We start from the raw sequence: 24,816 nt of genomic DNA, 5'->3' as shown, positions 1-24,816 counted from the left end.
CTTCGGGATAGATTTTAGATTTTACAAAAAAAATCCATTTGCTTTGCAAATGGATTTTTTTTGTATTGGAATTTGGTCCCGAAGCTTCGGGATAAAAAATTGGAATTTCCTTTTTAAGAATTACTAAACTGAAGATTGCTTAAGTTTTTGTAGATTCCGTTTTCAAGATTTATTAATTCCTGGTGCGTTCCTTCTTCCGTAATTTTTCCGTTATCGAGAACTAAAATTTTATCCGCATTTCTAATGGTCGAAAGACGATGCGCAATAATAATACTTGTTCTTCCTTCCATTAAAACTTCTAAAGCTTCCTGAACTAGTTTTTCGCTCTCACTGTCTAATGATGACGTCGCTTCGTCCAGAATCAAAATACTTGGGTTTTTAAGCAGCGCACGTGCAATTGCAATACGCTGACGTTGACCTCCAGATAATTTTACGCCACGTTCTCCCACTAAAGTTTCGAATTTTTCAGGAAAACCTTCCACAAAATTTAAGGCATTGGCTTGTTTTGCTGCCAGCATGATTTCTTCATTTGTTGCATCCGGTTTTCCGTAGGCAATATTTTCTCTAATGGTTCCACCAAATAAAATTACATCTTGCGGAACAATACTCATATTACCTCTAAGGTTCTCCAAATCATAATCGTAGATATTTTTTCCGTCTACAAGGATTTCTCCCGATGTAATATCGTAAAAGCGAAGTAAAAGAGAAGATATAGTTGATTTTCCTGCTCCACTAGGGCCAACGATTGCGATCTTTTGACCAAATTCGGCTTTAAAATTTACCTCTTTCAATACCTGAACTTCCTTACGGGAAGGATAACTGAAAGCTACATTGTTGAAGCTTACATTTCCTTTTATTTTTTCTAAAGAAGAAGCTTTGGGACTTGCTTTAATATCTTCCGGAGTTTCTTCCAATAATTCAAAAACACGTTCTGTTGCTCCAACCGCTTTTTGAATTTGAGCATACATTTCGGCGATTCCTCCAAAAGAAGCCCCAATAAAAGTAGTATAGAGAACAAAAGAAATTAAATCTCCAACGCCTTCAACTTCACCTTTAATCGTAAGGGTAATTCCGTACCAAACAACGGCTACAACACATCCAAAAAGACAAAGAATAATAAACGAAGCAAAATAACCACGGTATTGACCGCCTTTAATTGCAATTTTTACTATTTCCTTAATCTTATTTTTATAACGCTGAATTTCGTACCATTCATTGGCAAAAGCTTTTACATTACTGATTCCTTGTAATGTTTCTTCAACAATTACCTGGCTTTCGGCTACTTTATCTTGTGTTTTTTTTCCGTATTTACGAATAAATCTTCCAAAAACTACTGCAGCAACAGCCACAATCGGCACAATAGCCAACATCATTAAGGTTAATTTTGGACTAATGTTTCCTAAAATCACAAAACCTCCAATAATTAAAATTAACTGACGCAAAAACTCGGCAATTGTAGTTGTAAAAGTGTCTTGTAACTGAGAGATATCAGCACTGATTCTGCTATTAAGTTCTCCAACGCGTTTTTGAGAATAAAAAGACATTGGAAGTTTTACCAGATTCTCATACAATGCAAAACGAATATTGGATAATGAGTTTTCAGTAAAATTTACAAAAAGAGAAATTCTGAAAAAAGAAAAAACAGCTTGCAAAACCAAAATCCCCATAAGACCAACAGCTATTTCATTAGCTCTCGCAAGGTTTTTATTGGTAACACAATCGACTAACATTCCCATTAATTTTGGAAAGGCTAGGGCAGTGGCGCTGGTTAATAATAAAAAAATCAAACCCAGAAAAAATTTCCATTTGTGATTTTTACCGTATTTAAAAATTTTAAGTGCTTTTTGAATTGAATTAGAGTCTAATTTAGCTTTCGGTAAATCATTTTCTTGAAATCTTGCCATTTGAATACAATTAAGGTATGCAAATGTATGACTCTGGCAAATGAATACAAAAGAATATTATCGATTCCGTTTAAGATTTTGTTTTTTAACTAAATAAACAAGAAAAAGATAAATTCTCTTTACTTTTTAAAAAACTGAATAACAGATTGATAAACACTAATGTGAAAAAATATTTCATTTTTTTTATAAATATGCTTGCAAATACAAATTCTAGCTGTATATTTGCACTCGCAATCACGAAATGATAGCAGCCTAGTAAAATAGGGCGATTAGCTCAGCTGGTTCAGAGCACCTCGTTTACACCGAGGGGGTCGGGGGTTCGAACCCCTCATCGCCCACACAAAGACAAACAACGCCATTGGATTCCAATGGCGTTGTTTTTTGTTGTAATATTCATAAATTACCCCGTTTAATTTTCTCGTAGCAAATTAAATTCCTGTTTATTAAAAATTATCAACCTCAGTATTTTGTTTTTATGTACTATTGTAAAAACTTTTGATTAATTATTTAGTGTATATACATCCCGAATGAGTTATATATGCGACATAAAGTAGCGTGAATATATAAGTTAGCAGATATTTACGCACAAAATCGGAGAAACAAAACAAATTTAATATATGACAGCAGTAATTGGATTAATGAATAAAACAGGAATTGCACTTGCAGCTGACAGTGCAGTTACCGTAACAGGAAATAATCAAAAAAAAATATATAATACCGCCAACAAGATTTTTACTTTATCTAAATATCATCCTGTAGGAATAATGATATTCAGTAGCGCAAGTTTTATGTCAATTCCTTGGGAAACGATAATTAAGCTTTATAGAAAAAATATAAATGAGAACAGTTTTGATTTTTTGGTAGATTATAAAAATGACTTCCTCAAATTTTTAAAAGATCAAAATTATTATACATCATTAGAAAGTCAAGAGTTTGAACTAGGGAAGTTTATTTATTGGAATCTAAATCTTTTAAAAAATGAGGCTTTAAAAAATATACCTGATGCAACTCCTGCTGATCAACAAGACATTTTGTTTTTTAACTATATTGAAGAAACTTTAAATACTAATATTCAAGCATTAGTTGATAGTAATATAATAACAGATGATTTTGCTGATTATACTTTAGAACAATTTACAGCTTTTGCTGATAAAGAGTTAAGAAAATTAGTCAAAATGATTTTTGAAGAAAGAGTTGTCAGTGAACAGATAATTTCGTTGTTAATTAACCAATTTTATTTACACATAAAAAGCGATACCTTTTTATTTGAGAGCACAGGGTTAGTCTTTGCAGGTTTTGGCGATAAAGAAATTTATCCTTCTGTTACCTCAATCCAAATTGCCGAAGCATTCGATAATCATTTACGATATTTTGAAATAAAAACTCGTTCAGTGAGTGATACAAATGATGGGCAAATTTTACCTTTTGCTCAAACGGATGTAATCGATATGTTTTTAACAGGAGTAAGCCCTGATATTGATTATGCATATATGAATATCTATCAAAAATTTATTGAAAAATACAACACTATTCTCACAGATATTTTGGATAAAGATTCTCCAGATTTGGCACAACAAATTCGGGATATAAATATTGAAGAATTGGTTTCAAATTTCCGAGATGAAATGAACGATATAAAACGAGAAAAACAAATAAACCCAACAATAGATACAATATCAATTCTGTCAAAAGAGGATCTTGCAGAAATGGCAGAAAGTTTGGTATATTTAACATATTTAAAAAGAAGAATATCTTCTGATGATGAAAGTGTTGGAGGACCAATTGATGTTGCAATAATTTCAAAAGGAGATGGATTCATATGGAAAAAGAGAAAACATTATTTTCAAGAAGAGTTAAATAAGCATTTTATGCGTAATTATTTTAAATAATTAAAAATGAAAACAGCAATTAAAATAATAAAACAAGAATCGCGAAATATGGATAACTCAAAAATGTTAAGCCAAAAAAATAATGACACCAAAAATCAAACTGAAGCTGTTGAACGAATAAGCCAAATTTTGGCTAATAAAATTAAAATTGTTTTGAATAAATAAACGTCTACTAACGGCCGTTTATCAAGATTGGGGATTTAGTGGAATTATCGTTTTTTCACTACATTTATGTTAAGCCGAAAATACTCGGTTTCAAAAGTACCCAACCTCGGCAAACGCCAAGACGTTTACAAAGCGCTTCATTTTATATTTTCAAAAAAAGTCAAAATAGGGATTAAGTGTTCGACTGCTGTCCCTGACAGCCCACCATTTTTAAACAACCTCTATAGTCTTTTGATTTTAGAGGTTTTTTTGGGGTCAAGAAAAGTATATTTTTCTGCGTTCGTTTGCGAAGTACTATTATTATTGAAATAAATGATTCTTAGTTCTTAAGGATTATATCAATATTACTGTCATCAAACATTCATAATTTATAGAAATACCAAGAGTGTCATGCAAATTAAAAAACTCTTTAATTGATTATAAAAAATTGTTTCTATATTAGTTAAGAAATAACCTAACGTTTTTCAGATTTATACATTTTAATTAGGGCAAGTAAGTCTAGTTTCGATATACCAATTGTTATAAGATAGTTTGAAAAGAATATCATGTTAAAAAACTCTCGCAATTATATCAAAATTATAATTTAAAAATTATTTTTTATCCAATTTATAGTAAATCGCAAAATAAAACTAAATTTTAAATCTATTTGCGATATAATGACATATAGACTATTCAGAAACATAATTAAATAACTTCTGCTTTCGGTTTACTATAAAGATGAATATGAAAAATGAACTAATACAAAGAATAGAAAAATTTTTATTAAATATTTATAAATTTAAACCTCCCAAAAAAGATTTAGATGAAATTATAGATAAATACATTGAAATTAAAGAAGCTTACCTAAACGAAAATACTTTAATTAAATTACTGGAACTTGTCGATTCTTTAAATAAGAAATTAATAATTAACGATACCCATAGTAATGATTACAAAAAAACATTAAGTAGATTCATGAAAATGAATGATGAATTAAATCGAAGTGAAACAATAAAAGAAATTTTAAATGAATAAATTAAATCTGATTGAATGGGATATCTTAAATAGAGTTTATTATTGTTTATATCAAAATCAAGATAACTTTAATGTAATAGTAACTAATGTAAACGGAGTTTTGGAAAGACTTACAATTACAAATGATATTGGCGATAAATTATTTACAATTGATAGGAATCTAAATATCGAAACCCATTGCTCAAAATTAAGAACTGAAATTGCTAAATGTTTTACAGAAAATGGAATTCACGCATCATAATAAATAAAATTTCATTGTCGTTTTTAAAAACAATGGGGAAGTATTCTAGTAATCGAAATTCATGAAAAAATCTTAGAATCTTCTTTTATAAATATAATTGTAAAAACTTAAAGAAAATACTATACAAAAAAATAACAGCGTAATATCTACCAAAATACATATATAATTAGCTACGTGATTAACAGATAAAATTCATAATCAACAATATAAAACATGACTTTAAATAAATTTTCAGAACAAGTATTTTTAGCCTCTACTCGTATTTCTATCAAATCTTCAAACAATGGTGGATCTTCAATTGGCACAGGATTTTTGCTTAACATTCCCTTTAATGATAATACCAATAGATCTGCATTATATTTAATTTCTAATAAGCATGTTTTCATGAATCCTAAAAATGAAATTGAATTAAGTTTTAATAAAGGAACTACTAGTCGAATTATTCCTGATTTTGGTAATTTACAAAAATTTAGCGTTTCTGATTTTACAAACTTATACAGTGAGCATCCAGATCAAAAAATTGATTTAGCCTGTATTGATGTTTCAATAATTAAATCAGATGTTTACAATACTTCTTTTACTAATCTTAATATTGAAATGATTGCAGATTTTCAAGAAGATGATTTAGTTCCTGGTATGGAAGTGTGGTTTATAGGTTATCCCGAAAACAGATTTGATACCAAAAACAATCTACCTCTACTAAGAAGAGGTCATATAAGTAGTTTGCCGAAAATTGATTTTAATGGAGATAGGAAGTTTGTAATTGATGCTCAAGTTTTCCAAGGCTCAAGTGGAAGTCCTGTTTATACTATTTTAAATAGTAAATATAAACTAATAGGTGTAATTACTGAAAGCATGATCAAGCATGGAAAATTGCAATCAATTCCATCTAATCAATTTACAACATTAGGAGTTCAACAATTTTTAGGATTAGGGTTAGTAATAAAAGCTACAGCTGTTAAGGAACTACTTGAATTAGCATTTGATAAGACTATGAAAGAACTAGATTAGAAGTTCAAGCCTTAACCATTGTTTTCGTCTTTAAGTATCTGATTTTTTTTTCATTATCATATAATTGAAATTTTCTTCAAATCCTGCAAAAAATGGTTCGTAAACAGGTTCTTAAGGACCACAGAAAGACAAACAAATCCATTGGATTCCAATGGATTTGTCGTTTAAATAACTTATAGTAAACAGTCTCACTCTCTTCTATGTTTAATCTGTTACTTTTAGATGCTGAATTTGCCCATCAACAATATCAAAGTGAAATTTTAGCGTGATAGGACTTCCTGGAAATGTTCCTGAACATGTTGCAGTTATGATGCTTGTTGTACCGTTTTCGGTATATTCCAGTGGTTTCATCACTGCTTGGTAGTTCTTGTTTGAGTGATCGATCCAACGCTCTATTTCAAGTCTTCCGTTATGCGTTTTACCTTCGTCAAACACTACGGCAGTTTCTGAAAACAAATTGGCATAAGTCACGGCGTCAAATTCGTTCTGTGCTTTAATCAAGTCAGTTAATACTTTTGGTAAGTTCATTGTTATTATTTTTAAAGATTATTAAATTGTTGGTACAGTTCCACCATCGATTACATATTCAGTTCCTGATAAATAACTGGCTCTCGGAGAGACAAGAAAGCCAACCAATTCAGCTACTTCTTCCGGCTCAGCAGGTCTGCCGTATGGTATTCCTCCCAATGCATCCATTACGCCTTGCTGTGCTTCTTCTACAGTGCTATTGGCGTTTCTTGCAATCTCAGCCAACCAAGCTTTCGATGCTCCTGTATTAATCCATCCAGGAGAAACAGTCAGCACCCGAACACCTTTAGGTGAAACTTCATTCGATAAACTTTTACTATAGTTTCTCAATCCTGCTTTTGCAGCTGCATAAGGCAAAGTGGAGTCATATAGCGGTAGTATTCCTTGAATAGAAGCTATATGAATAATAACTCCATTTTTTCGATTTATCATTTGAGGTAAAAACCCTCTGTCCAGTCGAACCGGAGCAAGCAAATTAGCCTGTAGGGTTGATTCCCAATCTTCATCAGTTAATGCAGTAAAGCCGCCGGCAGGTGTTGTTGAAGAACCAAGATTGTTCACCAAAATGTCAAGCCTTCCGTAAGCCGACAGCACTTCGCTGACAACTTTTTGTGTTCCTTCTGCTTTACTCAAGTCGGACGGAATGAAATGCAGCTTGCTGTTTTCTTTTTCCGGTGCGTTTCTTGCAGTGATAATAACCGTTGCCCCAGCTTGTAGCAGTCTTTCCGCAATTGCTCTTCCAGCTCCTTTTGTGCCACCTGTTACTAAGGCAATCTTCCCTGATAATTCATTTTGATAATCCATATTATTTTGTATTTTAAATTTCTATTGTACAAATCTCGGAAGTATGTTACTTCCTCACAAGTAAGGAGTTACGATTCATATAGGGATAAATTATTCCCCTATTGCACATATAGGAACATAGGATTACTTTTGTAATATGTATGAAAGAAAAATAATACCGAACTTAAACTGCGGGCTTGACCTAATAGGTGAAGTACTTTACGGTAAATGGAAGATACGTTTGCTTTGGTTTATTAATGAAGGCCATAAAAGGCCAAGTGAATTGCAGCGTAAAATACCAGATGCTTCACGCAGAGTTTTAAATATTCAGCTGAAGGAGTTAGAGGAACATGAACTTGTTTCAAAAATTATTTACCCTGTTGTGCCTCCTAAAGTCGAATATAGCCTGACAGATTTTGGAAAAACACTAATTCCTGTAATTGCAGCTATTGGGAATTGGGGAGAGGAGCATGAAGAACGTTTGCGATCACTTATTTTAAAACGTTTAGGTTAAAATTAAGATGTAGAAAAACTGATACTCATTTTGTTTTACCCTCAGTTCACTTTTTCGATCTGCACAGAGCTTATCATTCTTTAGATCAGCAATTTATGAATATTTAAATTTGTGGCAAAAACGTAATCTGCTAATCACTTTAAGCCTTTAAAAAACGTCAGAATTACAATTAAGTGTTCGAATGTAATCCCTGAAAACCCACATAAAGACAAGCAACGCCATTGGAAGACAGTGGCGTTTTTTATTTATATCTCTTCCAAACCTCATTAGATTATATTTTTGTTAGCTCAAAAAATATATAAATCCCAAATATTCTTTTTTAAAACTTTATGGTACATTGCATACTGAATATAATAAGTATGATATGCCTTATCTGGTATATACAAATTGTGAATTATGAAAAATATCCCTAAGATGAAAGTAAAATTAAACAGGAAATACATACTTAACATTTACTATACATTTTTGATTATTGTAACAATTTCTTGTAATAATCAAAGTCAATCAAATAAGGCTAAAAATAACACTCAACCAATTGAAAGTAAAATCAGTGATATAAGATTGAAATATACCTCGGGAGTCCGTTCAATATTAGAAGATAGCAAAGGAAATATTTGGTTTGGCAGTTACAACGAAGGAGTATGTTTACTTAAAAATGGCAAGCTCCAATATTTCACGACAGAAAACGGATTAAGTCACAATCAGGTCAGGAATATTTATGAAGATAAAAATGGCATAATTTGGTTTGAATGTGGTAGAGGGTTGAGTACTTATAATGGAAAAAAATTAACTATATACAAACAACGAAATTACAATTCAAAAAACGAATGGCAATTAAATGAAAGTGACCTTTGGTTTAAAGGGGATGAAATTGAGAGCTACAATAAACTCGAAAAGAATCCCGGGGTGTATCAATATGAAGGACAAAAGCTTTCCTATCGCTTGTTTCCTGTGAAGCCCAAACCTGGGGATGGCTTTAAATATTACATGTCAACGCCTTTCGTGAAAGGTAAAAATGGAACAATTTGGTTTGGAATGTACGGTGCCGTAATTGGTTATAATCGCTCCAATTTTAAAATAATTGACAATCAATATCTGGGACTAAACGGACAAATTGGTTCTTTGCATATACGTAGTATAATGGAAGACAGTAAAGGGAATCTTTGGATTGCTAATAATGGAATTGGCGTTCTTAAGTATGATGGAAAAGAAACAATCAATTTTACAGCACAACAAAAATTAAAAAAGGAGGGCACCAAAGGCAATTCTCTTGAGAGAGTTTTCTCCATTGGAGAAGATATTTCAGGAAATATTTGGTTTGGGACTGTAGGATCTGGTGTATGAAAATATAATGGCACTTCCGTGAAAAATTTTGCCAAAGATGACGGACTTGACAGTAAACATATTTGGACTATATACAGAAGTAAACAAGGAGAATTGTGGTTTGGAGGAGCAAGTCCAAGTGGTGTATATGTATTCAATGGTATTTCTTTCGAAAGAAAGTTTTAGATCAATCACAAACTCAATTTTATCAATATTTCATTTTATACTTTTGAAACAAATATTCTTTTACGATCCGTATCACACGTTTAGATCGTAGATTTTTAACTACAACGCACAATTCAAAGGCATATATCTTCTAAAATGCTATAATATTTTTTTACTACATTTGACAGAGATATTATTTATTTGGCAAATTTATTGCTGAGAAAGAAATCAAATCATAAACGCCAAATTTTAAAATGAAAAAAACACTAATAACTCTTTTATTTGTATTTAGTCTTATAAATATATTTGGGCAAACGCCAACCATCTCAGCACCTGAAAAACCTAATGATGTGGTTACTAATAAAGTCATAAATCCGCTTGCAAAAGTTCCATTAGACGAAACATCAATCCTAATTTATGATTACGACGGCTCTCTTATATCATTTGATTTAGAAGCCGAACGTATCAACTGGACTGTAAAAGCTACAGATGCTTATACTGAAATGTGCGCTAATAAAATAACACTGCAAGATGGAGTTGTTTATATTCCGTTTATTAACGGTGAGATTTTTGCAGTGGATAACCAAAGCGGTGATGTTTTTTGGAAATCAAGAATAGGTACTATTACAGATCAAATTGTACTAAAAAATCAAATTCCAACTATAAATAATGGAAAGCTTTATATAACGGCTCAAAATAATAATATTTATGCTCTTAATATAAAAAATGGCAGTTTACTATGGAGCTACAAGTTAGATTCTCCTAATAATGATATTCCGGTTCTGTTTTTTGACAATAAAATTTTTACACAAAGCGGAACTAGTTTCTACAGTTTTGATGCAAATACAGGAAAACTTCTTAATCAAAAAACCTTTCAGGAAGCTATTTACGGAAAACCTGTAACAGATGGTGAAAATATATTTATAACAAACGAAAAAAATATCCTTTTTGCCTTAAGTCCTGATAAACTTGATATTTTATGGGAATTTAAATTAGATGAAAATCAACACAGTGTCAAAGAACGTATAGTTTGCAAAGACAAAAAAATATATTTGGCAGCACAAGGCGAGGAGGTTTCTTCTATATATGCTGTTGATTCAAAAACAGGAACGCAGTTATGGAAAACTGATTTTAAAGGTGACAATGTTGAATACATCACTGAGGAAAGTGATAATCTTTGGGGATATACCCGCAAGAAAAAACTTTTTCAGATAGATTTATCAAACGGGGAAATTGCATCCGAAGCAAAATTAACAACCAATCCTATTTCAAACTTTGAATTTCCTGTTGATGATTCCCTGTTTTATTATTCGGATGCAGCTTTAATTCAATTTGACTTAAAAACAAAGGACGAAAACGAAGTTTATCTGCGAACTACTATTAAAGATGACCCTTATAGTGCCTATCTAAAAATAATTCGATAACATACAAATAAGCTGTCCATTAGACGGCTTATTTTTTTATATTTTGGTTGTTTTCACAGACTTAAGAAACTGTGAATTACAAATTTAGGACAGTATTATTCATCCATATACTCATAACCGGATCCTGTCAAGTATCCTTTTTTGCCATTAGGCAATTCAAATCGCGCATATACACCCACAAAATTACCTAATTCCTTGTATTTTGGAGTGTTATTTATTTCGTAATAGGAATATAAATTGTCTTTCTTGATTTTAGTAATAAGATTAACAATTTTTATTTCACTGTATATTGCTTCTGTTTTTTGAAAAATTCCATAAAGATTATTTTTCTTGAATATAACAGAATTCGCATTCTCATTTTTAATATTTAAAAGTCTATTTGTTTCCGGATAATTCTCGTAAGAAGATACTTTTTCATAATTTATAAAGAAACAATCATCTGCATCATTTTTTGATATTTGACCTATTATGTCCACTGTATCTTCTTGGTTAACCATAGCATTATCAGTCTTTAATATAATTTCAAAGTGATTTAAAGTTTCTTTTACAGAGACTTGATAATTAGGAACTGTGCCACAAGTGAAATCAATATATTTAATTTCATTAACACCTGATTTTAACTCTATAGTGCCTTTATTTATAGAAAAATAAATTAATTCGTTATTTGAGTTAATCGCCTGATATCCGCCACCTAAGTTTTGCATCCCTCTTAAATCTTGTAATAAAACTTGTCCATTCTTATCTTTTAAAATATATTTTCCTGTTTTTATATATTCGCTAATAATGACATCATTCTCTTTTCTTTCCATTACATGTTTTCTTTGTGAGTAAATAATATTACTGCAATTAAAAAGAAAAGTTATTACTATTACAAAGGTTAGTTTCATCTGGAGTATCGTCTTGTTTTTTGGTGTTTACTTATTTGGTAAAAGTTTTATATTTAAAATATTTCAGTTAAAGGACTGCCTAAATTGCAAAGGAGATTGGTTTGTTTTTATCTTGAAAAGTTTGCTGAATGATTGTGGATGTTCAAAACCCAGTTTGTAGGCAATCTCTGTTACAGACAATGAAGTTGAACTTAGTAAATCTTTAGATTGCTCGATTAACTTATTTTGAATGTATTGTTGCGTGTTTTGACCTGTGAGCGAGCGCAGCATGTCGCTTAAATAACGAGGCGATAAATTGAGATGATTACTAACAAATTGTACAGATGGCAAACCTTTTTCTAAACTGCTTTCTTTTATAAAATAATCCTGCAAAAGGTTATCCAAAGCAATTACAATTTCGTGATTTACTGTTTTTCGGGTAATGAATTGCCGATTGTAAAAACGATTACTGTAATTTAATAATAATTCTATTTGAGAAACCAGAACATCCTGACTGAATTGATCAATACTATTCTCTAATTCGTCTGCTATTGTATTGAATAAATTTCGAATGATTTTCTTTTCTTTTACAGATAAAAACAATCCTTCTGAAACTGCATACGAAAAAAAACCATATTGATTTATAGCCGTTCCTAAAGGGTAATTTCTAATAAAATCGGGGTGAAAGTATAATGAATATCCTTCGTAGCTTTCTAAATTTTCTGAAGAAACTACAATTTGGTTTGGTTTTAAAAATGCTAAACCTCCTTCTTCAAAATCATAATATCCGTGTCCGTACTTTATTTGTCCTTTAAAATTGGTTTTGAATGAAATTTTATAAAAATCCAGACAAATCTTTTGATTTTTTTCAAACGAACTCAACACTACATCATCATAATTGACCAGAGCAATAAGAGGGTGCATTGGTCCCGGCAGTTGAAGATAAGACAGCAACTGAGAGATACTTTTAAAAGTCTGTATGTTTGAATTATCTTGTTTCATCTTAAAAAATAAATTTACAATAATACTTTAATATACACTAGCGAAAGCTAATTTTGTACCGAAGGACGAATAACAATATCTCCAATTTCAACGTCCAAAGGCTGTTCAATAGCGTATAAAACAGCACTTGCAATCGCATCGGGGCTAATTGCCATTTTTTTCATGTTTTCTTTTACTACAGATTTCATTGTATTGTTTTTAATATTATCTACAAATTCTGTATTCACGACTCCGGGAGAAATTCCTGTAATGCGTATTTCTCCATTCGACTCTTGTCTAAATGCTTCTGCAATAGTGCGTATTGCATTTTTAGTTCCTGCATAAACACCTTGCATTGGTACAATTTTTATTCCCGAAGTAGAGATTATATTGATAATATGTCCGGATTTTTGCTGTTTAAAAAATGGGATGGCAGCAGCAATTCCATATAAAACACCTTTAATATTTACATCAATCATTTCATCCCAGCCTTCAATATCCAAATCATCAATTCGGCTAAGTTCGCTAATACCGGCATTATTTATTATTACATCCAATTTACCATAGGCTTTGATTGCGGTTTGAACCAGATTAATCAAATCTTCTTTTTTCTTAACATCAGTTACAGCATATTCTACTTTTCCATTTGCCTTTTTTATTTGATTTGCTAATGCTGAAAGCTTTTCATTTCTTCGGGCGCCCAATACAACATTGGCACCATTTTCTGCAAGTTTCAATGCAATCGCTTTACCAATTCCACTGCTTGCTCCGGTAATAACGACAACTTTTCCGTTAAGATTTTTTTCTGTACTATTCATTTTTTTCTTTTTATAATGAATTACAAAATTCGGTTGCCCTTTATTGTCTTATGTAGTTAGATTGGAGAATCTTGTAGTTGAATTGGTAAGAAACAAAAAAACTCCACTATTTCTAATGGAGTTGTTAGCAAAATGTATTTTTAAATATTTTAAATTTTTCGTTTCACAAACCTTTCATTTAAATATTTCCTTACGGAAATGTCATAAATTGTCATTACCAAATAAGCAAATCCAACTAACAAAATAAGTCCGGAAATAACTATTAGTGTAAGTTGCGTATGATTAGGTTTATAATTTGTGTAATAATTACCAAACATCCATAAAGCGGCATAATGCGTCATGTACAAAGGGTAGGAGATATTTCCTGAAAATACACAAACCTTTTTGAATTGAGGCGATAATGTTGCTCCTGCGCCCAAAGCTATCAATAAAGGAAAATAAAACAGGACAACTATAGTCTCAGATAACCAGTTCCAGTTTGAAAATGGAATTATAAAAGCCAGCAATAATAATATTGACAAACCCGTAAATCCAAGTTTATTTTTGATGATCCAATTAGAACGATAAATAAGTAATCCTGCTAAAAAAGAATAAGATATTCTGGCACAGCCGTCCCAAAAAGTAGGGCCGCTCCAGCCGCCTAACAAATTGCCGGAACTATAACTTACATAACAAATGGCAATAGCAGCTATTATTGTTAGCAACAGCAAATAATTACGGCTTATTCGATAAAGCACAAATGCGTAAACAATATTGGCAATATATTCCCAAAATAATGACCATGCAGGCGCATTAAAACTAAAAAGATTAAAACCACGATCGGCTATTATCGGTAATGGAATCATGAATAATGAGCAAATAAATGTCAAAATAATTTTTCCGTTGCTGTACAATTCAGAATGACCTCCAAAAGGATCAAACAAAAAAGCCAGCAATCCTAAAATTGATCCTGCTACAACCAACGGATGCAGTCTGATTATTCTTGAAATAAAGAACTTACGAAGTCCCATTTGTGCTATACGATCGTCATAAGCATATCCAATTACAAAACCGGAAAGACAAAAGAAAAAATCCACAGCCAGAAAACCATGTCCGATAAAGTTTTTAGTAGGATCAGTGTAAATCCATTCCATAAAATGAAATAGTACAACAGCAAAAGCGGCAATACCTCTTAATCCGTCAAGAATTTCAAAATGTTGTTTTGTTGGCAGAATTACTGCGAAAGTATTGTTGGAATTCATTCTTTTATATATCCTTTCAGATTAAGTGAAATACGGCGATAGTGCCTGATTTCAAGCCATCGCAAATTATATAAATTAATAATCATATCAAAATTCGAATAGATAATTCAATTAAATGTATGATTTCCAATTCTAAAAAAAGTCATTAAAAAGCTGGTTTAAAGAATAAAAAAAGCTCCATTATTTCTAATGGAGCTTTAATTTTTGTAATTTAAGGTTCCCAAAGCTCTATTTTGTTGCCTTCGGTGTCCATAATATGAACAAATTTTCCGTAGTCATAACTTGCAATATCATCCAAAACAGTGACACCATTTTGTTTAAGTTTAGCGACAAGACCTTCAATATTCTGAACACGATAATTGATCATAAATTCTTTTTTTGATGGAGAAAAATATGCATCATCTTTTTTGAAAGGACTCCACTGCAGAGAATCTATCACGTCAGGATTATTAAAATTTCTGGATTCAAAGGTCGAACCCCAATCATTAACGTCAAGTCCTAAATTTTGCGCATACCATTCTCTGGTTTCTTTTGGGTTTTCTGTAAAAAAGAAAATACCGCCAATCCCGGTTACTTTTGGAGTAGTGTCTGTTTGATTATTTTTATCTTCCATATTATCTGATTTTATATTCCATTGAAAATGTAAAACTTATAAAACATAAAATTAATTCGCAGACATCAGCCCACAAAAAAACTCCATTAAAAATAATGAAGTTTTTCTTATTTAAAACAATAGAGCTATTTTTTACCACGGACTCATTTCTGAACTATCCTCAATATCATTGCTGAAAAATTTCCCTGTTGGCGCATTTTCGTCTGTCAAAGTGTGTTTGATGATAAAAGTTGCTGCACTTTCTACAGTTCCGGGACCAGAATGGTGGTTAAAATCTGTGGCCGTATAACCCGGATCAATTGCATTAACTTTAAACGGTAAATCCTTTAGTTCGTAAGCCAATGTAATCGTGTAAGCGTTTAAAGCGGCTTTTGAAGTAATATAACTCGTGGCTTTAAAATTGTAATATTTCCAATTCGGATCGCTATGTAAAGTCAAGGATCCAAGCCCCGAAGTGATATTGCTGATTCTTGGACTTTCTGATTTTTTCAACAATTCTAAAAATGCCTGCGTAACACTTATTACACCAAAAAAGTTGGTATCAAATACCTTCTGAATATCATTTATAGAAGTATCTAAAGCACTTTGAGGAAACTCACCGCTAATTCCGGCATTGTTTATCAAAATGTCCAGTTTTCCTTTCTCGTTTTCAACTATTTTTTGAGCAGCTAAAATCGATTCCGGTTTTGTGACATCAATTTCGATGGCTTTGATGTTCTCAAATCCGTTTTGATTTAATTCGGCTACAACTGCTTTCCCTTTTGCCAGGTCGCGGGATCCTAAATAAACAAATAATCCTTTTTTTGAAAGCTGTTTGGTCATTTCTAATCCGATGCTTCTATTGGCTCCTGTAATTAATGCTGTTTTCATTTTTCTTATTTTAAAATTAATAAGGCAAATTTCAATCGTTTAAAAATAGAATCATTTGCCAAATGACAAAAAGCAAATTTAACGTATGTTTTTTCTAATTCGGCTTAAAGAAGATTGCGTAATTCCAAGATACGAAGCAACATACGAAAGCGGAACACGATTTACGATATTAGGGTAAATTTCTAAAAACATTAAATAACGCGTTGTAGCATCTTCAGAAATTAGCGGGCTTCGTCTTTCTACTTTTTGTCGCAATGCTTTCGAAATAAGCTTGTGTACAATCGCATCCCAGCCCACAATAGTATCCGAAAGTTCTCTCCAGTCTTTTCTTGAAAAAATAAGGATTTTGCAATCATTTACAGCCTGAACGTAGGCAGATGAAGGGGTTTCGGTTTCAAAACTTTCTAAATCGACTACAAGATTATTCTCGTCAATGAAATATTTGGTAATTTCTTCGCCTTTGTTATTGTAATAGCAAACCCGAACAATTCCATCTAAAACAAAACCAACCTGATTGGAAATTTTTCCGGCTTCAGAAAAATAATCGTCTTTTTGAAGTTCTAATGTTGTGATTTTCTTTAAAATTAAATCAATTTGCTGTTGATTTAATGTACCAAACTGCAATATATAATCTATAAATTCTTTCATACTGCAAGATAATCAAAGTTATTTTTTCTGAATTTGTCATTTGGCAAAAAATAAAAGCTTTTTTAATCCTGCAAGGTTTTCAAAACCTTGTAGGTATAATTTTAGAACTGCAAAATAATATGATCGAAATTCAAATACCTACAAGGTTTTGAAAACCTTGCAGGAAATCGGAATAAATAATCGTTAAAAAAAAATCTAAAAATTTCTTAAAGTGATTTGAATGCATTTTTTCTTATTGTAAATTAGTGATTACTATAATTTTAACACACAAATCATGAAAAATAAAATCATACTGACCGCATTATTATTTGGCTTTATAATATCGGCAAACGCCCAAAAGAAAATAGAAGTTTCTGAACTGCCACAACCGGCACAAGAGTTTTTAAAAAAGCATTTTAGCAATACAACTGTTGATATAGCTAAAAAAGATGCTGAACACGGCGAAAAAGGCTATGAAGTAAAACTAAAAGACGGAACAGAGGTAGAGTTCTGGAAAGATGGTTCGTATCGCGAAGTTGATGGAGATGATAAACCAATTCCAACCGATTTTATTCCGCAAGCTGTAAAAGACTATGTGGCAAAAAATCATCCAAACGAAAAAATTACCCATATAGATTACGGCCACAAAGATCTGGATGTCGATTTAACCAATAAAATTGATTTGGAATTTACAAAAGATGGTAAAATTCTAAAAGATAAAAAAGATTAGATCATTATAAGAACGGCTTCATTAAACATGAAGCCGTTTTTTTTAAACTCGTAAAGAACCACGAAATCCTCTGGCTGCATAATACGATTCTGCACCGTTATGATACACAAAGACAGTATCATAACGAAAATCTGAAAATAAAGCCCCACCAAGCTTTCTAATATTTGAAGGCGTAACAATCCAGCTTGATGTTTTAGTATCAAACTTTCCCAGTTTTTGAAGTTCGCGATATTGTTCTTCGGTCAAAAGTTCTATTCCCATGTTTTCAGCCATATTTAATGCGCTGTCGTTGGGCTTGTTTTCTTTTCTTTTTTCGAGAGCTTCGTGATCGTAACAAAAGCTTCTGCGACCTTTTGGACTTTCTGCTGAACAATCATAAAAAATGTATTCGTCTGTTTTTTTATCATACCCCACAACATCCGGTTCACCTTCAGTTCTTTCCATTTCGTCAAGTGACCACAATTTTTCAGGATTTGCTTCTAATTTTAATTGAATTTTATCCCAAACCAAATCTTGATGGCGGTTCATATTATCTTCAAAACGTTTTTTAAGTACTTTAAGTAATTCTTCAGTTGCTGTCTCTGGTAGTTTGTTTTTCATGATGTTATATTTTATTTATTAAGCATTTCTGCTAAATATTTTTCGAGTTTTTCTAAATTTTGTTTTTGTCCTTCATCAGCTTTATGCGCTTTTACGATAATGTTATACATTTCTTCAGAATCAAATAAAAGCGACCAGTCTAATAAGGTTTCTTTGCCTTTGGATTCAAATAAAACGGTTGTGATAAAATGCGGATTGAAATGCTCAAAAACGATTTTCTTAAACGGAATAATTTCTTTAAAAATACTTCTGTTTGGGTAATTAGTACCTTCCGGACCATGCATGGTTAAATTCCATTCGCCATTTTCTTCAAAATCCATTTTATGAATCGTATTGGTAAAACCATTTGGTCCCCACCAATTTGTTATATGTTTAGGATTTGTCCAGACTTCCCAAACTATATCTGCTGGAGCATTAAATATTTTTGTACTTCGGAGTTCTTTATTTTCTGTATGATTCGTTTTTTCCATTTTACTTTTCCTTAAAAGTTATGATAAATAGGTGAGTGGACAATTTTTACTTTTGTCTGCTCACCATTTCGTTTATCCAAATAGGTGCAAAAGGCGAAGTACAACCTTTAGAAACAGGATAATCTTTATAAATACCTAATTTTTCACCAATACTAAGCGCACGTTCCCGATATTGAGGATGATTGATTCCGATATTTGCCAAAGTATTGTTCATCGTCCATTGTACTTCGGGAGCCGCTTTTGGCATTTCAGATTCTATGCGGTCAAGAAGGGCAGGCAAGTCCAGAACATCAGGGTTTCTAACCACAGCTCCACTCGTAAGACTCCAGCCTGCGCGGGATTGCATGGTATCTTTAGTCTGCATCCATTCGATTCTTAAAGCTTCATTATCCGGATATGGTTTAATTACATTGGTATAGAGCCAATCGGCAACATGAGGGAATTTTTCAGATTTTACCAGTCTGTTTATCTCTCCTTTTGCTATTTTTTTTGGATCAATAAGCAAAGTTGCCAAAAATCGGGCATCAACGTTTTCAGTATCCCAAAGTTGGAGAGCAAGTTCATGATTGGTTTTTATTTTTTTTGCCAATGCACGAATATCACCCATTTTAACACCAAACTGATTATCGCCGGCACCAAACTTTTTATTATGAGCAATCATTTTTTCGTTGCTCAGCATTTTAAGCTGTTCAAGTATTTCCTGAATTTTCATATTCTTTTTTTAATTAAAAGTAAGAAATATTAATCATTTAATCCTTTTCCTTCAAAAATTGCAGGTATGTATTTTTCTACTCTCGATTCTCTGGTTTTTGCTTGTTTAGGCTGTGAAAAATGAAGTAAATAAGCTCTTTGTCTTCCGGGAGTTAAAGCTTCAAAAGCTTTTTTAAAGTCTGGGTTTTCATCTAATTTCTGTTGAAATTCATCAGAAACCGGAAATTCTGCTGTCTTTTTCAAATTCACTTTCAAACCTGCTTTTTCAATTTCAACAGCTTCAAAAATATAAGTTTTAAGAACTGATTTTAAATCAATTATTTCCTGCAGATTTGTAAACCTGATCTGGCGTGCTGCCTGAACATTTGCAGATTGCTGAATTAAAATATCGTCGGTATCCTTCAATAACGCTCCTTTAAAAAACAAAAGCGCACAATATTCTTTAAAGGAATGAATTAAAACAATATTGCTTTTTTGATGCATATAACAGGGAACGCCCCATTTTAATTCTTCTGCAAGACCGCATTCAAGAACAATTTCTCTTAATTGTTCTTGTTCTTTTTGCCATTTTTTTTCCTGATCAAAATAAAAATCAACTTTAGGATTCATTTTAACTGTTTTTAAATTAAGCCGAAATAACTTTTCTGTCTGCAGGTCTGAAATACCAGGATATTATTGTCAAAACAATTAATAGTGTAGGGCCAAAAAGCGCAATAGCATCATCGCCTACAGCTAAATGAGAAAAAATAGCACCAGACATTGCAAAAAAGAAACCTGCATAAGTCCATTCTTTCAATAACGGAAATTTAGGGATTAGAATTGCAATAACACCCAAAATTTTCCACACACCAAGAAGCGTCAAAAAATAAAGCGGATAACCCAAATGTGTCATCATATCAACTTCTTCTTTTAGTTTTATTATTTGTACAATTCCTGTTGATGTCATTCCCAGAGCAAGCCAAATTGTTGCAATCCAATAGATAATTTTATTTCTTTTTGTCATAATATTTTATTTTTATCGGTTAAGTTTACTGTTTTAAACATCAAAATTTACAAATGTAAATGGAGGTTTTAAATTAGCTTAAAAAATAATTTAAATCTTTAAATATCAAATGTTTACTTTTTATTTTAATTTGTTCACCACATCCTGCAAACGGCTATGTGCCATATTTAATCCTTGTGCAAATGGTAATTTCAACATTTGATTTCTCAATTCTACACTTTTGTAAACAATTTGCATGGTAAGTTTACTGGTTTGCTCCGTAATTTTTTCGAATTCCAAAAATTCAAGCTGAACCGCAAAAGGAGAGTTTTCCATTTCAAAAGTTCTAATAATTCTTTCGTTGACACTAAACTCATGAATGGTTCCATTTGCTTTAAAAACCACATTTCCGTTGGGGTCAGAAGTTTCAAACTGATAACCGCCATGTTTTTTATTTTCCAGTTTAATTACTTTTGTTCCCATCCATTGTGCTACAATTTTCGGTTCTTCATACGCTTTAAAAAGCAATTCTAATGGCAAATCAAATTCTCTGGTAATTACCAACTCCTGTTTGTCTTCTTCTGCTGCAATTTTTGTTTTTTGTTCCATATTATGCTACTTTTTAGGTTGGTAGTTTTTCATGATAGCTTCGAGTTTATTAAATCGGTCGTCCCACATTTTGCGGAATGGTTCAATAAATTGGTCTATTTCTTTCATTTTTTCAGGATTTAAATGATAATAAATTTCCCGGCCTGTTTGAGTCTGGCTTAACAATTCGCATTCACTTAATATCTGAATGTGCTTTGAAATCGTTTGTCTTGACGATTCAAAGTTCTCGGCAATAGCGCCCGGCGTCATCGCTTGTATGGCGACCAGACTTAATATTGCCCTACGTGTGGGATCGGCAATTGCCTGAAATACATCTCTTCGGATTTCCATTGTGCAGTTATTTGACTGCAAATATAATGCAGTTATTTAACTGCGCAAAATATTTTACTCAAAATGTTTAAAAAAATATTTAAACTCGTTTATTTAAGGACATGAAAACTAAATGTTTAAATAAATCAATAGACCTCATTTATTCTAATACTTGCTTTTACCAATGCGAGGCCTTTAATAGCATTAATGTTGAAATCTTTTGGCTGATGATGCTTATTTTCTGAAGAAAGGGTAATGAATTCATCTCCTTTTTCAGATTTATGAATCCATTTTAGCATTATAAATTCATCCTGATCATCATTGATTAAAGAAACAAGATACATTTCGCCCCAATAAATGTTTTCGATTGTGGCTGCTATTTTTTTATACAAAATTATATCGCCCGATTTTAGAAGGGGATACATACTGTCGCTGCTGGCATAAATTGCGCCATCACATTTCGGTAAGTTCGGAATTGTTATATGTCCAAGTGGTGTTTCCTTGTTATTATCTTTAAATAATGTTTCTGCAGATGATAACGTTTTTATATCATAAAGAGGTAGAAGCTGTTTATTGTATTCTGCAGGCTCTTCACTTACAAAATTTATATCAGAATTTGTTTCATAAGGTATGTTTTTTAGCATAGTTTCCTGCCCCGAAAGTAGCCAAACAGGGTTAATATCTCGACAATTGTCTATTATTTTATTCAGAACATCTTCGCCCAAAGTGCCGTTCCGTTTTAATTGCGTCCCTAAATAACCATTAGAGAGTCCGCAATCTTTTTCAAATCTGGTTGGTTTAATACCTTTATATTCAAGGTATTGATAAAATCTTTCAATGGCTTTCATAAAAATATAGGAAATAGTTTACTTTTTTATTTGCTTTAATAAACAATTGTCTATATATTTGTTCTTACAACGGGAACAAACAAAGCAATGGACAAAGAAACGAAAAAGAAAAATACTTACAATAAAGAAATCCTTAATCGTATCAAAGAAAAATATGGTATATCAAAAAGATTCATCACAATGAGTCTTTCTGGCGACCGAAAAAGTGAAATGACTGATAAAATTAGAAAAGATTATAAAAAAATGGAAATTGCTATTACAGAGCTTTTAAAAACAATGTAATTCTATTATAAGCCAAAACTATAAATCGCAGTAAAATGATTGTTGAAATAAAAGAAATAGAACATCAGGAAAAATACGAGATTAACGAAAAACTAGTCTATAAGGATAAATCCGGTAATTGGCAATGTGAATGCGAACTTTCAAGAACAGAAAAAGAAGCTTTTAAAAAGTTTGCAAAATCATGGGAAGATAATAATAGGGAAGGGTTTAATGGTGAAGCTCATAAGATCCATTAATTTTTAGTTGGTTCATTTTTGTCGAATGGGTGTTTTCCTTATTTATTTTTATTTGCGCCCATTCTTTAACCTCCAGAACTGATTACTCTGGAGGTTATTTATTTTTAGCTACAATTATTTCTTTATTATTCTATTTCCGAATTATAAAAATATTTTCTTTCCTTCCTGGGCAGCTTTATATATCGCATTAATGACTTTGATGTCTTTCTTGCCTTCTTCGCCCGTAATATGATCCGGTAATTTTTTATTTTCTGCTAATACCTTACAGATTCCATCCAACTGCGTTTTTTGTTGGTTTATTACAGGAAATTTTAATTCTTTTTCTGAAGTTTTCCCTACAAACGGACCATAACTAAGCGCAGGACTCATTTCGAAGAAACCTTCATCTGCAGAAGCGTAAAATCTGTCTACATAAAAACCGCAGGAAGTATTACAATTGGCAACCGCGCCACTCGGAAATTCCATTTGCCAGCTGATGCTTTCTTCAGTTTCAGAAAATCTGTCTTTATCATTTACAGTTCCAAATTGGGCCGTTACAGCAATTGGTTCTTCGCCCAGAACATAACGCGCACTTTGAATACAATAAATTCCCAAATCCATCAATGGGCCGCCGCCAAGTGCTTTCGTCAATCGCCATTCGTTACGGTCTTTTTTATCCACTTTGGCCTTACTAGTTGTATCGTAAGTTTTATAACCCAGTGAAGCTTCAATAAAACGAACTTGTCCGAATATCTTATTTTGTCCTAATCGTTTAATTTCTAAATGATAAGGCTCATAATGCAAGCGATAACCCATGGCTAGCTGAACATTTGCATCATTACAGGCTTTAATCATTTCGTCGCAATCTTTTACCGTTACCGCCATTGGTTTTTCGGTAATGACATGTTTACCGGCTTTTGCAGCACGAATAACAAATTCTTTATGCAAACCATTTGGTAAAACAACATACACTAAATCAATGTCTTTGTTATTAATTATTTCATCAAAATTTTGATAGTTGTAAATGTTCTTTTCAGGAATATTATATTGTTTTTTCCATTTTTCAGCTTTCGAAGGCGTTCCGGTAACAATTCCTGCAAGAGTGCAATATTCAGAAACCTGAATTCCCTGAGCCAGCAAACCAGCGTAATTTCCTAATCCGCAAAGGGCTATGTTGATTTTTTTGCCTGTATAAATTTCCTGCTGATTTTCAGGCAATTCTAAAAAGGAGGGAAGCGTAGTCAATACAACCGAAGCTCCAACGCCAACGCCAAATTTATTCACAAAAGAACGTCTTGATATTTTTTCCATAAAGATTACTGTTTTAGTGAAACATTTTAGTATTAGTAACTAATTTCATAAAATGTTACATAATAATCTTTAGAACTGTTTTGGTTTTAAATTTTTAGCAGCAAGCGTTGCAACTTCATTAATCCTGTTTTGTTTGGTTTCGGGTCTTTTAGCGACAGTGACCCATTGTAAAATCATTTTTTTTACTGATTTACTTAAACTCATAAAAAAATCTTTTGAACCCGGATTTTCTTCAAATGCGATTTCCAGTTCTTCAGGAATCAATAATTCTTCAACTTCATCAAGAATATTCCACGAACCATTTTCTTTTGCTCTTTCAATGCTTTCGTAACCTGCTTTTTGCATTAATCCGTCTTCAATAAGGCGTTCTACTTTTGCTTTATTTATTTTAGACCATGCGCTATTGGGTTTTCTTCGGGTAAAAAACTGGATAAAAGTATCATTTCCAATAGATTTTCTCGTGCTGTCAATCCAGCCAAAACAAAGCGCTACGTCTACGGCATCGCTCCAGTTAATCGTGGGTTTATTGGCTTGTTTTTTATAACAAACTAGCCAAATAGATTGTTTTGAGTTATGGTTTTCAATCAGCCATTCTCTCCAGTCTTTTTGGCTGGCCGGACAAAAAGTTTCTAAATCATTCTGTTCCATTTTGTTTTTATTTATCGCATTATGATTAATCGTAATTTGGTAATTGATTGATTTTATCATTTTTAAAAGCTTATACTACAAAACTAAAAGGGCTGAATGACAACCCTATGTCAACAGTAAAAAT

At 32.0% G+C, this 24,816-nt stretch carries 32 protein-coding genes and 1 tRNA gene; 13 read left to right on the top strand and 20 right to left on the bottom strand.

Annotated features, from left to right (window positions below):
* Positions 1-113 precede the first annotated feature (113 nt).
* Positions 114-1,904 carry an ABC transporter ATP-binding protein gene (locus AC4FQ3_RS03225; protein WP_491180839.1) on the bottom strand — a complete coding sequence of 597 codons (1,791 nt, stop codon included), beginning with the start codon at positions 1,902-1,904 and terminating at the stop codon, positions 114-116.
* Positions 1,905-2,167: 263 nt separating this feature from the next.
* On the opposite strand from AC4FQ3_RS03225, the gene AC4FQ3_RS03220 reads away from it, so the two are divergent.
* The 6 genes from AC4FQ3_RS03220 (at position 2,168) to AC4FQ3_RS03195 (ending at position 6,224) form a co-directional block, all read left to right on the top strand.
* A tRNA-Val gene (locus AC4FQ3_RS03220) sits at positions 2,168-2,242 on the top strand.
* Positions 2,243-2,521: 279 nt separating this feature from the next.
* A complete protein-coding gene (locus AC4FQ3_RS03215; RefSeq protein WP_491180838.1) occupies positions 2,522-3,793 on the top strand; it encodes a hypothetical protein in 1,272 nt (423 codons plus the stop codon).
* Between the two features lie 6 nt (positions 3,794-3,799).
* Positions 3,800-3,958, top strand: a complete 159-nt coding sequence (locus AC4FQ3_RS03210; RefSeq protein ID WP_491180837.1) for a hypothetical protein — start codon at positions 3,800-3,802, stop codon at positions 3,956-3,958.
* 723 nt (positions 3,959-4,681) lie between these two features.
* A complete protein-coding gene (locus AC4FQ3_RS03205; protein WP_491180836.1) occupies positions 4,682-4,972 on the top strand; it encodes a hypothetical protein in 291 nt (96 codons plus the stop codon).
* Positions 4,965-5,213, top strand: a complete 249-nt coding sequence (locus tag AC4FQ3_RS03200; protein WP_491180835.1) for a hypothetical protein — start codon at positions 4,965-4,967, stop codon at positions 5,211-5,213. Before AC4FQ3_RS03205 ends, AC4FQ3_RS03200 begins: the two co-directional genes overlap by 8 nt.
* Before the next feature lie 213 nt (positions 5,214-5,426).
* The gene (locus tag AC4FQ3_RS03195; RefSeq protein WP_491180834.1) at positions 5,427-6,224 is read left to right on the top strand and encodes a S1 family peptidase; all 798 of its coding nucleotides are present in this window, start codon (positions 5,427-5,429) and stop codon (positions 6,222-6,224) included.
* 204 nt (positions 6,225-6,428) lie between these two features.
* Here the strand turns inward: AC4FQ3_RS03195 and AC4FQ3_RS03190 are convergent, their stop codons facing one another.
* The gene (locus AC4FQ3_RS03190; protein WP_491180833.1) at positions 6,429-6,752 is read right to left on the bottom strand and encodes a nuclear transport factor 2 family protein; all 324 of its coding nucleotides are present in this window, start codon (positions 6,750-6,752) and stop codon (positions 6,429-6,431) included.
* Positions 6,753-6,773: 21 nt separating this feature from the next.
* The gene (locus AC4FQ3_RS03185; protein WP_491180832.1) at positions 6,774-7,556 is read right to left on the bottom strand and encodes an SDR family oxidoreductase; all 783 of its coding nucleotides are present in this window, start codon (positions 7,554-7,556) and stop codon (positions 6,774-6,776) included.
* 136 nt (positions 7,557-7,692) lie between these two features.
* Here AC4FQ3_RS03185 and AC4FQ3_RS03180 point away from each other — a divergent pair, with 136 nt between their 5' ends.
* The 4 genes from AC4FQ3_RS03180 to AC4FQ3_RS03165 all read left to right on the top strand — a co-directional run bounded on the left by AC4FQ3_RS03180 (position 7,693) and on the right by AC4FQ3_RS03165 (position 10,961).
* Positions 7,693-8,049, top strand: a complete 357-nt coding sequence (locus AC4FQ3_RS03180; protein ID WP_310281044.1) for a winged helix-turn-helix transcriptional regulator — start codon at positions 7,693-7,695, stop codon at positions 8,047-8,049.
* Positions 8,050-8,445: 396 nt separating this feature from the next.
* Positions 8,446-9,393, top strand: a complete 948-nt coding sequence (locus AC4FQ3_RS03175) for a ligand-binding sensor domain-containing protein (RefSeq protein ID WP_491180831.1) — start codon at positions 8,446-8,448, stop codon at positions 9,391-9,393.
* 18 nt (positions 9,394-9,411) lie between these two features.
* Positions 9,412-9,558: a two-component regulator propeller domain-containing protein gene (locus AC4FQ3_RS03170; RefSeq protein WP_491180830.1), complete on the top strand. Its 147-nt coding sequence runs from the start codon at positions 9,412-9,414 to the stop codon at positions 9,556-9,558.
* A gap of 233 nt (positions 9,559-9,791) precedes the next feature.
* The gene (locus tag AC4FQ3_RS03165) at positions 9,792-10,961 is read left to right on the top strand and encodes an outer membrane protein assembly factor BamB family protein (protein WP_491180829.1); all 1,170 of its coding nucleotides are present in this window, start codon (positions 9,792-9,794) and stop codon (positions 10,959-10,961) included.
* Between the two features lie 95 nt (positions 10,962-11,056).
* Here the strand turns inward: AC4FQ3_RS03165 and AC4FQ3_RS03160 are convergent, their stop codons facing one another.
* The 7 genes from AC4FQ3_RS03160 to AC4FQ3_RS03130 form a co-directional block, all read right to left on the bottom strand.
* Positions 11,057-11,770 carry a hypothetical protein gene (locus tag AC4FQ3_RS03160; protein WP_491180828.1) on the bottom strand — a complete coding sequence of 238 codons (714 nt, stop codon included), beginning with the start codon at positions 11,768-11,770 and terminating at the stop codon, positions 11,057-11,059.
* A gap of 141 nt (positions 11,771-11,911) precedes the next feature.
* Positions 11,912-12,829, bottom strand: a complete 918-nt coding sequence (locus AC4FQ3_RS03155; protein ID WP_491180827.1) for a helix-turn-helix domain-containing protein — start codon at positions 12,827-12,829, stop codon at positions 11,912-11,914.
* Between the two features lie 47 nt (positions 12,830-12,876).
* Positions 12,877-13,626, bottom strand: a complete 750-nt coding sequence (locus tag AC4FQ3_RS03150) for an SDR family oxidoreductase (RefSeq protein ID WP_491180826.1) — start codon at positions 13,624-13,626, stop codon at positions 12,877-12,879.
* 149 nt (positions 13,627-13,775) lie between these two features.
* The gene (locus tag AC4FQ3_RS03145) at positions 13,776-14,867 is read right to left on the bottom strand and encodes an acyltransferase family protein (protein ID WP_491180825.1); all 1,092 of its coding nucleotides are present in this window, start codon (positions 14,865-14,867) and stop codon (positions 13,776-13,778) included.
* A 211-nt stretch (positions 14,868-15,078) separates the two neighbouring features.
* On the bottom strand, positions 15,079-15,480 hold the full coding sequence (locus tag AC4FQ3_RS03140) for a VOC family protein (protein WP_491180824.1): 402 nt from the start codon (positions 15,478-15,480) through the stop codon (positions 15,079-15,081).
* A gap of 132 nt (positions 15,481-15,612) precedes the next feature.
* The gene (locus tag AC4FQ3_RS03135; protein ID WP_491180823.1) at positions 15,613-16,350 is read right to left on the bottom strand and encodes an SDR family NAD(P)-dependent oxidoreductase; all 738 of its coding nucleotides are present in this window, start codon (positions 16,348-16,350) and stop codon (positions 15,613-15,615) included.
* Between the two features lie 78 nt (positions 16,351-16,428).
* Positions 16,429-16,998, bottom strand: a complete 570-nt coding sequence (locus tag AC4FQ3_RS03130; protein WP_491180822.1) for a Crp/Fnr family transcriptional regulator — start codon at positions 16,996-16,998, stop codon at positions 16,429-16,431.
* A gap of 274 nt (positions 16,999-17,272) precedes the next feature.
* On the opposite strand from AC4FQ3_RS03130, the gene AC4FQ3_RS03125 reads away from it, so the two are divergent.
* Positions 17,273-17,707, top strand: a complete 435-nt coding sequence (locus AC4FQ3_RS03125; protein ID WP_491180821.1) for a PepSY-like domain-containing protein — start codon at positions 17,273-17,275, stop codon at positions 17,705-17,707.
* 42 nt (positions 17,708-17,749) lie between these two features.
* On the opposite strand, the gene AC4FQ3_RS03120 is transcribed toward AC4FQ3_RS03125, so the two are convergent.
* The 8 genes from AC4FQ3_RS03120 to AC4FQ3_RS03085 form a co-directional block, all read right to left on the bottom strand.
* Complete coding sequence (locus tag AC4FQ3_RS03120; protein ID WP_491180820.1) at positions 17,750-18,307, bottom strand: DUF4256 domain-containing protein; 558 nt, start codon at positions 18,305-18,307, stop codon at positions 17,750-17,752.
* An 11-nt stretch (positions 18,308-18,318) separates the two neighbouring features.
* The gene (locus AC4FQ3_RS03115; RefSeq protein ID WP_491180819.1) at positions 18,319-18,777 is read right to left on the bottom strand and encodes an SRPBCC domain-containing protein; all 459 of its coding nucleotides are present in this window, start codon (positions 18,775-18,777) and stop codon (positions 18,319-18,321) included.
* Positions 18,778-18,823: 46 nt separating this feature from the next.
* Positions 18,824-19,489 carry a DNA alkylation repair protein gene (locus tag AC4FQ3_RS03110; RefSeq protein ID WP_491180818.1) on the bottom strand — a complete coding sequence of 222 codons (666 nt, stop codon included), beginning with the start codon at positions 19,487-19,489 and terminating at the stop codon, positions 18,824-18,826.
* A 29-nt stretch (positions 19,490-19,518) separates the two neighbouring features.
* Positions 19,519-20,097 carry a YdeI/OmpD-associated family protein gene (locus AC4FQ3_RS03105; RefSeq protein WP_491180817.1) on the bottom strand — a complete coding sequence of 193 codons (579 nt, stop codon included), beginning with the start codon at positions 20,095-20,097 and terminating at the stop codon, positions 19,519-19,521.
* A gap of 16 nt (positions 20,098-20,113) precedes the next feature.
* Positions 20,114-20,491 (bottom strand): DoxX family protein, encoded by a 378-nt coding sequence (locus tag AC4FQ3_RS03100; RefSeq protein WP_491180816.1) that lies wholly within the window; start codon positions 20,489-20,491, stop codon positions 20,114-20,116.
* A gap of 120 nt (positions 20,492-20,611) precedes the next feature.
* Positions 20,612-21,079: an SRPBCC domain-containing protein gene (locus AC4FQ3_RS03095; protein WP_491180815.1), complete on the bottom strand. Its 468-nt coding sequence runs from the start codon at positions 21,077-21,079 to the stop codon at positions 20,612-20,614.
* A 6-nt stretch (positions 21,080-21,085) separates the two neighbouring features.
* Entirely contained in the window at positions 21,086-21,409 is a 324-nt protein-coding gene (locus tag AC4FQ3_RS03090) for an ArsR/SmtB family transcription factor (RefSeq protein ID WP_042566972.1), read from the bottom strand.
* A gap of 125 nt (positions 21,410-21,534) precedes the next feature.
* On the bottom strand, positions 21,535-22,236 hold the full coding sequence (locus tag AC4FQ3_RS03085; protein ID WP_491180814.1) for a S24 family peptidase: 702 nt from the start codon (positions 22,234-22,236) through the stop codon (positions 21,535-21,537).
* An 87-nt stretch (positions 22,237-22,323) separates the two neighbouring features.
* Here AC4FQ3_RS03085 and AC4FQ3_RS03080 point away from each other — a divergent pair, with 87 nt between their 5' ends.
* Both AC4FQ3_RS03080 and AC4FQ3_RS03075 read left to right on the top strand, forming a co-directional pair.
* Positions 22,324-22,518 carry a hypothetical protein gene (locus AC4FQ3_RS03080; RefSeq protein WP_042566974.1) on the top strand — a complete coding sequence of 65 codons (195 nt, stop codon included), beginning with the start codon at positions 22,324-22,326 and terminating at the stop codon, positions 22,516-22,518.
* A gap of 35 nt (positions 22,519-22,553) precedes the next feature.
* Positions 22,554-22,754: a hypothetical protein gene (locus tag AC4FQ3_RS03075; RefSeq protein ID WP_491180813.1), complete on the top strand. Its 201-nt coding sequence runs from the start codon at positions 22,554-22,556 to the stop codon at positions 22,752-22,754.
* 141 nt (positions 22,755-22,895) lie between these two features.
* Here AC4FQ3_RS03075 and AC4FQ3_RS03070 read toward each other — a convergent pair whose 3' ends face one another.
* Positions 22,896-24,044, bottom strand: a complete 1,149-nt coding sequence (locus AC4FQ3_RS03070) for a Gfo/Idh/MocA family protein (RefSeq protein WP_491180812.1) — start codon at positions 24,042-24,044, stop codon at positions 22,896-22,898.
* A 69-nt stretch (positions 24,045-24,113) separates the two neighbouring features.
* Positions 24,114-24,752, bottom strand: a complete 639-nt coding sequence (locus AC4FQ3_RS03065) for a YdeI/OmpD-associated family protein (protein ID WP_491180811.1) — start codon at positions 24,750-24,752, stop codon at positions 24,114-24,116.
* Between the last annotated feature and the right edge of the window lie 64 nt (positions 24,753-24,816).

This window comes from Flavobacterium sp. AK-345, from assembly GCF_058310175.1.
The sequence above is the reverse complement of the archived record's forward strand: the minus strand, read 5'-3'. Positions and strand labels throughout refer to the sequence as shown.

Bases quoted from the DNA above. Each gene is read 5' to 3' on its own strand.
- AC4FQ3_RS03225 (WP_491180839.1), bottom strand. From the start codon at position 1,904: ATGGCAAGATTTCAAGAAAATGATTTACCGAAAGCTAAATTAGACTCT.
- AC4FQ3_RS03215 (WP_491180838.1), top strand. From the start codon at position 2,522: ATGACAGCAGTAATTGGATTAATGAATAAAACAGGAATTGCACTTGCA.
- AC4FQ3_RS03210 (WP_491180837.1), top strand. From the start codon at position 3,800: ATGAAAACAGCAATTAAAATAATAAAACAAGAATCGCGAAATATGGAT.
- AC4FQ3_RS03205 (WP_491180836.1), top strand. From the start codon at position 4,682: ATGAAAAATGAACTAATACAAAGAATAGAAAAATTTTTATTAAATATT.
- AC4FQ3_RS03200 (WP_491180835.1), top strand. From the start codon at position 4,965: ATGAATAAATTAAATCTGATTGAATGGGATATCTTAAATAGAGTTTAT.
- AC4FQ3_RS03195 (WP_491180834.1), top strand. From the start codon at position 5,427: ATGACTTTAAATAAATTTTCAGAACAAGTATTTTTAGCCTCTACTCGT.
- AC4FQ3_RS03190 (WP_491180833.1), bottom strand. From the start codon at position 6,752: ATGAACTTACCAAAAGTATTAACTGACTTGATTAAAGCACAGAACGAA.
- AC4FQ3_RS03185 (WP_491180832.1), bottom strand. From the start codon at position 7,556: ATGGATTATCAAAATGAATTATCAGGGAAGATTGCCTTAGTAACAGGT.
- AC4FQ3_RS03180 (WP_310281044.1), top strand. From the start codon at position 7,693: ATGTATGAAAGAAAAATAATACCGAACTTAAACTGCGGGCTTGACCTA.
- AC4FQ3_RS03175 (WP_491180831.1), top strand. From the start codon at position 8,446: ATGAAAAATATCCCTAAGATGAAAGTAAAATTAAACAGGAAATACATA.
- AC4FQ3_RS03165 (WP_491180829.1), top strand. From the start codon at position 9,792: ATGAAAAAAACACTAATAACTCTTTTATTTGTATTTAGTCTTATAAAT.
- AC4FQ3_RS03160 (WP_491180828.1), bottom strand. From the start codon at position 11,770: ATGGAAAGAAAAGAGAATGATGTCATTATTAGCGAATATATAAAAACA.
- AC4FQ3_RS03155 (WP_491180827.1), bottom strand. From the start codon at position 12,829: ATGAAACAAGATAATTCAAACATACAGACTTTTAAAAGTATCTCTCAG.
- AC4FQ3_RS03150 (WP_491180826.1), bottom strand. From the start codon at position 13,626: ATGAATAGTACAGAAAAAAATCTTAACGGAAAAGTTGTCGTTATTACC.
- AC4FQ3_RS03145 (WP_491180825.1), bottom strand. From the start codon at position 14,867: ATGAATTCCAACAATACTTTCGCAGTAATTCTGCCAACAAAACAACAT.
- AC4FQ3_RS03140 (WP_491180824.1), bottom strand. From the start codon at position 15,480: ATGGAAGATAAAAATAATCAAACAGACACTACTCCAAAAGTAACCGGG.
- AC4FQ3_RS03135 (WP_491180823.1), bottom strand. From the start codon at position 16,350: ATGAAAACAGCATTAATTACAGGAGCCAATAGAAGCATCGGATTAGAA.
- AC4FQ3_RS03130 (WP_491180822.1), bottom strand. From the start codon at position 16,998: ATGAAAGAATTTATAGATTATATATTGCAGTTTGGTACATTAAATCAA.
- AC4FQ3_RS03125 (WP_491180821.1), top strand. From the start codon at position 17,273: ATGAAAAATAAAATCATACTGACCGCATTATTATTTGGCTTTATAATA.
- AC4FQ3_RS03120 (WP_491180820.1), bottom strand. From the start codon at position 18,307: ATGAAAAACAAACTACCAGAGACAGCAACTGAAGAATTACTTAAAGTA.
- AC4FQ3_RS03115 (WP_491180819.1), bottom strand. From the start codon at position 18,777: ATGGAAAAAACGAATCATACAGAAAATAAAGAACTCCGAAGTACAAAA.
- AC4FQ3_RS03110 (WP_491180818.1), bottom strand. From the start codon at position 19,489: ATGAAAATTCAGGAAATACTTGAACAGCTTAAAATGCTGAGCAACGAA.
- AC4FQ3_RS03105 (WP_491180817.1), bottom strand. From the start codon at position 20,097: ATGAATCCTAAAGTTGATTTTTATTTTGATCAGGAAAAAAAATGGCAA.
- AC4FQ3_RS03100 (WP_491180816.1), bottom strand. From the start codon at position 20,491: ATGACAAAAAGAAATAAAATTATCTATTGGATTGCAACAATTTGGCTT.
- AC4FQ3_RS03095 (WP_491180815.1), bottom strand. From the start codon at position 21,079: ATGGAACAAAAAACAAAAATTGCAGCAGAAGAAGACAAACAGGAGTTG.
- AC4FQ3_RS03090 (WP_042566972.1), bottom strand. From the start codon at position 21,409: ATGGAAATCCGAAGAGATGTATTTCAGGCAATTGCCGATCCCACACGT.
- AC4FQ3_RS03085 (WP_491180814.1), bottom strand. From the start codon at position 22,236: ATGAAAGCCATTGAAAGATTTTATCAATACCTTGAATATAAAGGTATT.
- AC4FQ3_RS03080 (WP_042566974.1), top strand. From the start codon at position 22,324: ATGGACAAAGAAACGAAAAAGAAAAATACTTACAATAAAGAAATCCTT.
- AC4FQ3_RS03075 (WP_491180813.1), top strand. From the start codon at position 22,554: ATGATTGTTGAAATAAAAGAAATAGAACATCAGGAAAAATACGAGATT.
- AC4FQ3_RS03070 (WP_491180812.1), bottom strand. From the start codon at position 24,044: ATGGAAAAAATATCAAGACGTTCTTTTGTGAATAAATTTGGCGTTGGC.
- AC4FQ3_RS03065 (WP_491180811.1), bottom strand. From the start codon at position 24,752: ATGATAAAATCAATCAATTACCAAATTACGATTAATCATAATGCGATA.